Origin of the sequence: Sulfurospirillum sp. SCADC, assembly GCF_000743525.1 — a bacterium.
Taxonomy (GTDB): domain Bacteria; phylum Campylobacterota; class Campylobacteria; order Campylobacterales; family Sulfurospirillaceae; genus Sulfurospirillum.
The window spans coordinates 97266-106320 of sequence record NZ_JQGK01000009.1 but is presented as its reverse complement, the minus strand read 5'-3'; the positions used below and the strand labels follow the sequence as shown (position 1 = coordinate 106320).

Annotated in this window: 7 protein-coding genes; all 7 read left to right on the top strand. The window is 42.2% G+C overall.

Annotated features, from left to right (window positions below; all coding sequences use genetic code 11):
* Positions 1–356: 356 nt before the first annotated feature.
* The 7 genes from JU57_RS07455 to carB all read left to right on the top strand — a co-directional run bounded on the left by JU57_RS07455 (position 357) and on the right by carB (position 9053).
* Positions 357–1445, top strand: coding sequence for an epoxyqueuosine reductase QueH (locus tag JU57_RS07455; RefSeq protein ID WP_037959052.1), 1089 nt, complete (start codon positions 357–359; stop codon positions 1443–1445).
* A 33-nt stretch (positions 1446–1478) separates the two neighbouring features.
* Complete coding sequence (gene fabZ, locus JU57_RS07450) at positions 1479–1922, top strand: 3-hydroxyacyl-ACP dehydratase FabZ (protein WP_037959045.1); 444 nt, start codon at positions 1479–1481, stop codon at positions 1920–1922.
* 9 nt (positions 1923–1931) lie between these two features.
* Positions 1932–2723: an acyl-ACP--UDP-N-acetylglucosamine O-acyltransferase gene (gene lpxA, locus JU57_RS07445; RefSeq protein WP_037959043.1), complete on the top strand. Its 792-nt coding sequence runs from the start codon at positions 1932–1934 to the stop codon at positions 2721–2723.
* The gene (gene clpX / locus JU57_RS07440) at positions 2713–3945 is read left to right on the top strand and encodes an ATP-dependent Clp protease ATP-binding subunit ClpX (protein WP_037959040.1); all 1233 of its coding nucleotides are present in this window, start codon (positions 2713–2715) and stop codon (positions 3943–3945) included. The genes lpxA and clpX overlap by 11 nt, the downstream gene beginning before the upstream one ends.
* A 15-nt stretch (positions 3946–3960) precedes the next feature.
* Positions 3961–4995: a rod shape-determining protein gene (locus tag JU57_RS07435; RefSeq protein WP_037959038.1), complete on the top strand. Its 1035-nt coding sequence runs from the start codon at positions 3961–3963 to the stop codon at positions 4993–4995.
* Complete coding sequence (gene mreC / locus JU57_RS07430) at positions 4988–5734, top strand: rod shape-determining protein MreC (RefSeq protein ID WP_037959036.1); 747 nt, start codon at positions 4988–4990, stop codon at positions 5732–5734. Before JU57_RS07435 ends, mreC begins: the two co-directional genes overlap by 8 nt.
* 61 nt (positions 5735–5795) lie before the next feature.
* On the top strand, positions 5796–9053 hold the full coding sequence (gene carB, locus JU57_RS07425) for a carbamoyl-phosphate synthase large subunit (protein ID WP_037959034.1): 3258 nt from the start codon (positions 5796–5798) through the stop codon (positions 9051–9053).
* Positions 9054–9055 lie beyond the last annotated feature (2 nt).

Genomic DNA, 9055 nt, shown 5'->3' with positions numbered 1-9055 from the left:
TCACCGCTTATGCTATCAATTGTTTTTTGAAGCTTGCTGATGACAAAAAAGCTCTACTGTTTAACTAGCAGTTTGGGTTACTACAAAATACAAAAATCCATTTAAAAACAGTATTAGTTTTATGAGGTAGGAAAGGTTATATGTTACCTATGTTATACTTTTGGAAAATTTAAATCAGTAGACTTCTTTTATAACCCATTGAAAAAAGAGTACGCTGATAGCACATCACTTTTTAAAACTAAAAACATCGCCATAGCTTTGGCTATGACTCAATTTTGTGTTTCAAAAATTAATGCACTCTGAGCAAACTCTTTCTCTTTTCAAGGGTTATAAAAGAAGTCTAATAAAGAAATGCCATGCTCGTTCATATTTGCTGCTCCGTTGATAGCCACTTTTTTCTGCAAAAACTACAACACGCGTATCCCAACGAGAAACTTGTAGGCTTTTTTTACGATCCTAACATTCATCCTTTTAGCGAGTATGAACTCAGGCTTCTTGATGTCAAACGCAGTTGTTCCAAATTGGGAATTCCTTTACATGTAGGAGACTACAATTACGAAGGATGGCTAGAAGCCGTTCGAGGCTTAGAAGGTGAGCCTGAAAAAGGCAAACGTTGTGCCGTTTGTTTTGATAACCGGTTAGAAGCCAGTGCACAAAAAGCGCTAGAAATTGGTGAAAAAGTCCTAACAACCACGTTGCTAACAAGCCCCAAAAAATCACTCGATCAGTTAGGAAACGCATTGCGTTTGATCGCCGATCGGTACCATCTTGACATCGCCGTACCTGATTTTAGAAAAGGTGGCGGTACGCAAGAGCAGTTTGCTCTTGCTAAAGAGGCGATGTTGTACCATCAAGATTATTGTGGGTGCATTTTTGCACTGAGTGTTCAAAGAGATCAGCAACAACGCTTTGCAGATGAATTAAGCTCTCCACTGCGACCTCAAATTCTGCCCTCTTCCATTGAAGAACGCATTGTTTTGTATGAAACCGTCATGGAATGTGAAGCGCAAAAAACTCCTTTTAAACTGGTACGTGAAAAGTTTTTAAATTACAGATTGCTGCGCTCATGGGTGAAAAAAAGTAACCAAGATGTGGTGCCAAGTTATGTTCTTTTTTATTCTACATGTAAAAAAGAGAAGATCAAAGCAAATATCGAATTCATCAACGAAGGTGTCGGTTTTTTTGGCAAAGAAGAGGCGCGGTTTATTGCGCTTGAAACGTTTAATACTTTGGCGAATACGCATTATGTGAGTGTGAAAGAGATGCTACAAAATCCCCCAACGGTGGAAATTGAAATGGCATTTAGAAACACATTTATGAAGTCACCTTTTGCCTCTTTAACCCCTCTTATCGTACTCGATGAGGTGAACATAGGTGCTTATGAACTCTTCCTTCAAAGCAAAACCTACCATGACATTAGAGAAAATTTAGTATTAATTAGCTAAAATATTAGAATTTTCATTGATAAGGTTTCAAGAATGATAGATGTTATAGAAATTCAAAAAATACTTCCCCATCGTTATCCTTTTTTACTGATTGATCGTGTTGAAGAGCTGATTCCAGAGCAATCGATCAAGGCGTATAAAAACGTGACCATTGGTGAACAAATTTTTCAGGGGCATTTCCCTGGTCATCCCATCTATCCAGGTGTTATGATTTTAGAAGGCATGGCGCAAGCGGGTGGCGTGCTTGCATTTAAGAGTATGAATATGACCAATGAAGAGGCCGCTCAAAAAGTCGTTTACTTTATGAGTATTGATGGTGCAAAGTTTCGAGCTCCCGTTCGTCCAGGTGATAAGTTGGAATATCACATGAATGTCGTGAAGCACAAAGGCTCTATTTGGGTTTTGGCCGGTAAGGCGTATGTCGGTGATGTGCTGATGAGTGAGGCTGAACTTAAAGCCATGATCGTTGATAAATAGGCGGTTACGATGAGCTTAATTTCCCCCCATGCCATTATCGAAGAGGGCGCTATTATTGGAGCTGATGTTGAAATCGGGGCGTTTTGTTTTATCTCAAGCCAAGCTAAAATTGGACAAGGGACAAAAATTGCCCAAGGTGTTCACATCTGTGGCAATACCACCATCGGCAAGCACAATGAGATTTTTTCACATGCTGTTTTAGGGTCTATCCCGCAAGACCTCAAATACGCAGGCGAAGAGGTTGAACTGATTATTGGCGATTACAATAAAATTCGCGAATTTACTCTGTTTAATCCAGGAACCCTTGGTGGTGGCGGTAAAACCATCATCGGCGATCACAATCTGTTTATGGGCTATGTCCATTTAGGGCACGATGTCATTGTGGGCAATCACTGCATTTTAGCCAATGCCGCAACGATCGCTGGGCATGTCGAGATGGGAAATTATGTCGTCGTCGGTGGAATGACACCGGTGCATCAGTTTGTTAAAATTGGCAGTTACGCGATGATTGCAGGAGCGGCGGCACTTTCACAAGATGTCCCTCCGTTTTGTTTAGCCGAAGGCAATCGTGCGGTTTTGAGAGGGCTTAATCTGACAGGACTTCGCCGTCATCTGGATCGCCAAGACATTGATGCCCTTAGAAGTGCATACCGTGAATTATTTGAGTCGGGTCAACCGTTACAAACACAAGCTGCAAAATTGTTAGAAGAACAGCCCAATGTTCATGTTCAACACATGTGCAATTTTATTATAGAGTCCACACGTGGCATTCCATTTGAGAGGAAAAATAATGGTCAATAGAGAGTGTAGTTTTTGTGGTACGAAAGAGAGTAGTGACACGCGTTTGATCGCAGGGGACGATGTTTTTATCTGCGAGCATTGTGTGATCTCTGCCCATAAGATATTTTTTGGAGAAATCCCAGAGCCTTCCGTCAGTGGCAGTGAAGAAGCTTTTGATCAAGAGTTGTTAGCACCCAAAGAGCTCAAAAAAGTGCTCGATGATTTTGTGATCGGGCAAGACCAAGCTAAAAAGATTTTTTCAGTAGGTGTTTATAACCACTATAAGAGAATTTTCAAACAAAGCAGTATTGTTGATGATACCGAAATTTCTAAATCCAACATTTTACTTATTGGACCAACGGGTAGCGGTAAAACCTTGATGGCACAAACCTTAGCACGCTTTTTGGATGTGCCGATTGCCATCTGTGATGCGACGAGTTTAACGGAAGCGGGTTACGTGGGTGAGGATGTTGAAAACATTTTGACAAAACTGCTTCAATGTGCCAATGGCGATATTAAAAAAGCAGAGCAAGGCATTGTGTTTATCGATGAGATTGATAAAATTGCGCGTATGAGTGAAAACCGTTCTATCACAAGGGATGTTTCAGGTGAAGGCGTTCAGCAAGCATTGCTCAAAATTATTGAAGGTAGTGTGGTCAACATTCCACCCAAAGGTGGACGCAAACACCCGAATCAAGATTTTATTCAAATCGATACAACCAATATTTTATTTGTTTGTGCAGGTGCTTTTGATGGCTTGGAAGAGATCATCAAGCGACGTATCGGCAAAAACGTGCTTGGTTTTGAGCAAGAAAAACGCACCAAAAGCCAAGATGCAGGATTGTTTGATCTTGCAGAACCCGATGATTTAGTCCATTACGGGCTGATTCCAGAGCTCATTGGACGTTTACATGTAACCGCAAAACTCTCACCGATTACGCAAGAAGATATGGTACGTATTTTGACGGAACCCAAAAATGCGATCTATAAACAGTATCGAAAACTCTTTGCGATTGATAATGTGGAGCTCTCTTTTGAAAAAGAAGCACTCGATTCTGTGGCAGAACGTGCGATCAAACGTAAAACAGGAGCACGTGGACTTCGAAGCATTATCGAGGACATTATGGTGGATGTGATGTATGAGCTTCCCGAGTTGGATGGGTACGAAGTGGTGATTACCAAAGATGTGATTACAAAAGGCGAAAAACCGCTTTATATCAAAAAAGATAAAAAAAGTGCGTAAAAAAGGATTAGAGCGATGATTTTAGACAAGATAATAGGATTTTTCTCAAGTGATATGAGTATCGACCTTGGAACCGCCAATACCTTGGTATTGGTCAAAGGTAAAGGTATTATTATCAATGAGCCTTCCGTTGTTGCCGTACAACGCAACCGTTATGGTAAACAAAACATCCTAGCGGTAGGTAAAGAAGCGAAAAATATGGTGGGCAAAACACCAGGTGACATTGAAGCGATTCGTCCGATGCGTGATGGCGTTATTGCTGATTTTGATATGACAGAAAAGATGATTCGTTACTTCATTGAAAAAGCACACCGAAGAAAAAGCTTTTTACGACCACGCATCATTATCTGTGTTCCGTATGGTTTGACGCAAGTGGAGCGTAAAGCGGTACGTGAATCTGCAATGAGTGCAGGTGCGCGTGAAGTTTTCTTGATCGAAGAGCCTATGGCAGCAGCGATTGGCGCAGGACTTCCGGTGCGTGAACCCCAAGGAAGTTTGGTCGTTGACATCGGTGGTGGTACGACAGAAATTGGCGTGGTTTCACTAGGCGGTTTGGTTATTAGTAAATCGATTCGTGTTGCGGGAGATAAGATCGATCTTGCCATTGTGGATTATGTAAAGAAAAAATACAACCTTCTCATTGGTGAGCGAACCGGTGAAGAGATTAAAATCGCGATTGGTACAGCCGTTCCTATGGATGAGCCTATCTCGATGATGGTGAAAGGTCGTGACCAAGTGAGCGGTCTTTTAAGCCGTATTGAGCTGACCAGTGAAGATGTCAGAGACGCGATTAAAGAGCCACTCAAAGAGATTGCTGACGCGCTGAAAGATGTGCTTGAAGTCATGCCTCCGGATCTTGCAGGTGATATTGTTGAAAACGGTGTTGTCTTAACCGGTGGTGGTGCTTTAATTCGAGGCTTTGATAAATACCTCTCCGACATCGTCAAGTTGCCTGTATTTGTTGCAGATGAGCCACTCTTAGCGGTTGCAAAAGGTACGGGTAAAGCACTCGAAGAGATCGAACTGTTACAACAATTGTCGAATGAGTAAATTAAAAATTATCATTTTGCTTGGCATCTTTGTGTTTGTATCGTTTCGGTACAGCACGGAGGCTAGGCACATCGTAGGGAGCGCGAACACAAAAATTCTTGCTTCCTATGTTGAGATAAAGACCAAAATTCAAGAAAAGATCGATGAGCATTTCTCTCAACAAGAAGAGATACAGCGACTCAGAACTGAAAATCAGACCTTGCAAAAATCAGCCGTTCTTTCGATCGCATTTGCCAGTAAACTCAACGATATGTTAAAAGAACACAATACCACAGGATATGATCCTCAAGTAAAGATGGTTCAATCCATTGGGTATACCAATCTCAATGATTATGGCAAAGTGTGGCTGAAATTTGATGAGTTTAATCAAAGCAAGATTTATGGCTTATTGCAACAAGGGTATGCTGCAGGGATTGTGGTTTCAAACGATGGGCATCCGCAAGGCTTGCTGTTGAGTGACCCCAAAGCTATTTTTGCAGTTTATGTGGGCAATCAAAAAATGCAAGGCGTTGCGCAAGGTAATAGCAAAGAGCTTTTGGTCAAATACATTTCGCAATGGCTTCAACCTCATGTAGGTGATGAGGTCATTACAAGTGGACTCGATACGCTCTTTTTTGAGGGAATCAAAGTGGGCGTGGTTACCGAAGTGATTGAAGAGGAGTCCTCCAAAACGGTGGTTGTCAAACCCTATGCAACATCGCATGTACCGTCGTATATGCACGTGATCGTACGCAACTAGTTTTGAATCCAGAGCCTAAGAGGCATTGGGTTGAATACTACATGTAGAATAAAGGAAAGAGATGCCAAAACGTCAAGATATTAAAACCATACTATTAATCGGATCAGGTCCTATTGTTATCGGGCAGGCATGTGAATTTGACTATTCAGGAACGCAAGCAGCGAAAACGTTAAAAGAGCTCGGATACCGAGTCGTACTGGTAAACTCCAATCCAGCTACCATTATGACTGATCCTGAATTTGCAGACCGTACGTATATTGAACCGATTACGCCTGAAGTGATCGCACGCATTATTGAAAAAGAGAGTGTGGACGCCGTGCTTCCAACCATGGGTGGACAAACCGCACTCAATGTTGCGATGACGATGCACGAACAAGGGATGCTAGAAGGCATTATCTTTTTAGGTGCCAATCCTGAAGCGATTAAAAAAGGTGAAGATAGACAAGCGTTTAAAGAGGCGATGATCAAAATAGGGATGGATTTACCGATTAGTGCGTATGCGTATAATTTAGAAGAGGCGTATGCGGCAGCGGAGAAAATCGGTTTTCCTTTAATTATTAGAGCATCTTATACCCTAGCTGGTGGCGGTAGTGGTGTAGCCTATAACATCGATGAATTTAAAGAACTTGCAATGGCAGGACTTGATGCAAGTCCGATTAATGAAATTTTGATTGAAGAGTCACTGCTTGGTTGGAAAGAGTATGAGATGGAAGTCATTCGAGATCGTGCCGATAACTGCATCATCGTCTGTTCTATCGAAAACTTTGACCCGATGGGTGTGCATACGGGAGATTCTATTACCATTGCACCAGCTCTAACGCTAACCGATAAAGAGTACCAACGTATGCGAAATGCTTCGTTTGCGATTCTTCGTGAAATTGGTGTGGATACAGGGGGAAGTAACGTACAATTTTCCATCTGCCCAGAAACAGGTCGTATGACGGTTATCGAGATGAACCCACGTGTGAGTCGAAGTTCTGCGCTTGCTTCTAAAGCGACGGGGTATCCCATTGCTAAAGTAGCGACGCTTTTAGCGGTTGGTTTTACGCTCGATGAGATTAAAAATGACATCACCGGAACGGCGGCAAGTTTTGAGCCTGTTATTGACTACATTGTCACTAAAATTCCTCGATTTACCTTTGAAAAATTCCCATTGGCGGATTCTACACTGACCACTTCGATGAAGAGCGTGGGTGAAGTGATGGCGATTGGTCGAACGTTTAAAGAGTCTTTCCAAAAAGCGCTCTGTTCCCTTGAGACGAACCTTAGCGGTTTTGAGAGCATGAAAGTGGAAGAAGATAAACTTAAAAATGAGATCAGAAGACCCAATGCTGATAGAGCACTTTATGTCGGTGAAGCCTTCCGTAGAGGCTATAGCGTGGAAGATGTCTTCAACTTAAGCAAAATTGATCCATGGTTTTTAAGACAAATCAAAGAGATCATTGATTTTGAGAAAAAGATCGATATGTTTATTCTTAACGATGAAAAACTCTTACGTCAAGCCAAAACGATGGGCTTCTCTGACAAAATGATCGCCAAACTGATCAACAAAGAGGACAATTTAGAGCTAACAACCAATGACATCTATTTTGCACGTAACAAACTAGACATCGACTTTGAGTACAACGAGGTCGATACGTGTGCGGCAGAGTTTAAAGCGCTCACACCGTACCTTTACTCCACAACCAATGTAACCAAACTTCCTTTACATGTAAAAGAAGAAAATACTCAGAAAAAAGTGATGATCATCGGTGGAGGACCTAATAGAATTGGTCAAGGCATCGAGTTTGACTACTGTTGTGTTCATGCGGCGTACGCCCTCAATGATTTGGGTGTTAAAACCATTATGTACAACTGTAACCCCGAAACGGTTTCGACGGATTATGACACCAGCGATATTCTCTACTTTGAACCGATTGATTTTGAACATGTGCGAAGCGTGGTTGAAAAAGAGAATCCAGATGGCGTTATCGTGCATTTTGGTGGACAAACACCGCTTAAATTAGCGAAAAAACTGACCGTTATGGGCGCAAAGATCATCGGTACCACAGCACGTGTGATTGATATGGCAGAAGATAGAGAGAAATTCTCAAAATTTATTACCGAAAACAACATCAAACAACCCAACAACGCCACCGCAACGAGCGAAGAAGAGGCAATAGAAAAAGCAAAAGCAATCGGCTATCCTGTTTTGGTGCGCCCAAGTTATGTTTTGGGTGGAAGGGCGATGCGTATCGTTTACAATGAGAGCGAACTTCGTACGTATATGAATGAAGCGGTCAGCGTGAGCCATAATTCACCTGTATTGATTGATCAATTTTTAGATCGTGCCATTGAAGTCGATGTTGATGCGATCTGTGATGGTAAAGAAGTTTACATCGGTGGCATTATGCAACACATTGAAGAAGCGGGCATTCACAGTGGTGATAGTGCATGTTCATTGCCAAGCATTAGCCTCAGCGATGCGATTTTGAGCAAAATTGAGTCTCAAACCAAACAAATTGCACTCAATCTTGGCGTTGTAGGTTTGATGAACATCCAATATGCCATCTATCAAGACGACGTTTACATGATCGAAGTGAATCCTCGTGCAAGCCGCACCGTGCCGTTTGTCAGCAAAGCGACAGGCATTCCGATGGCAAAAGTTGCGACACGCGTTATGTACCAAGGAAACCTTAGAGAAGCTCTTTTCTTTTACGATAAATTTGACGTGGTTCGCGAAGGTAATGGCATCTTAAAACCTAAAAAATTCGACCATGTTGCGGTTAAAGAAGCGGTTTTTCCGTTCAATAAACTTCAAGGTGCAGACCTCATTTTAGGACCTGAGATGAAATCAACGGGTGAAGTTATGGGCATCAGCCGAAACTTCCCAGCGTCATTTGCCAAAAGTCAAATCGCTTCAGCAAACGTGCTTCCCAAAAGCGGTTCCGTTTTTATCTCTTTAGTGGACATCGACAAATCCTTTGCGAAAGAGATCGGCACAAAATTTGAAGCACTTGGCTTTAAAGTCATTGCAACGGGTGGCACGCACAAAGCCTTGCAAGAAGCAGGTGTGAACGCAGAGTTTGTTTATAAAATCTCTGAAGGCAGACCAAATATCGAAGATAAACTCAAGAATGGTGACATTGCGCTTGTGATTAACACCAGCGATGCCAAATCCAGTAAAGACGATGCGAAGAAAATTCGCCAAGCGGTTCTTCGCTTTAAAATCCCCTACTTTACGACCGTTGCCGCAGCCGCAGCCGCAGCCACCGCGATAGAGTACATTCAAGACAAAAGCGCACTTGAGCCACGTGCTTTACAAGACTATCTAAACTAAAA

Bases quoted from the DNA above. Each gene is read 5' to 3' on its own strand.
- lpxA (WP_037959043.1), top strand. From the start codon at position 1,932: ATGAGCTTAATTTCCCCCCATGCCATTATCGAAGAGGGCGCTATTATT.
- JU57_RS07455 (WP_037959052.1), top strand. From the start codon at position 357: ATGCTCGTTCATATTTGCTGCTCCGTTGATAGCCACTTTTTTCTGCAA.
- carB (WP_037959034.1), top strand. From the start codon at position 5,796: ATGCCAAAACGTCAAGATATTAAAACCATACTATTAATCGGATCAGGT.
- clpX (WP_037959040.1), top strand. From the start codon at position 2,713: ATGGTCAATAGAGAGTGTAGTTTTTGTGGTACGAAAGAGAGTAGTGAC.
- fabZ (WP_037959045.1), top strand. From the start codon at position 1,479: ATGATAGATGTTATAGAAATTCAAAAAATACTTCCCCATCGTTATCCT.
- JU57_RS07435 (WP_037959038.1), top strand. From the start codon at position 3,961: ATGATTTTAGACAAGATAATAGGATTTTTCTCAAGTGATATGAGTATC.
- mreC (WP_037959036.1), top strand. From the start codon at position 4,988: ATGAGTAAATTAAAAATTATCATTTTGCTTGGCATCTTTGTGTTTGTA.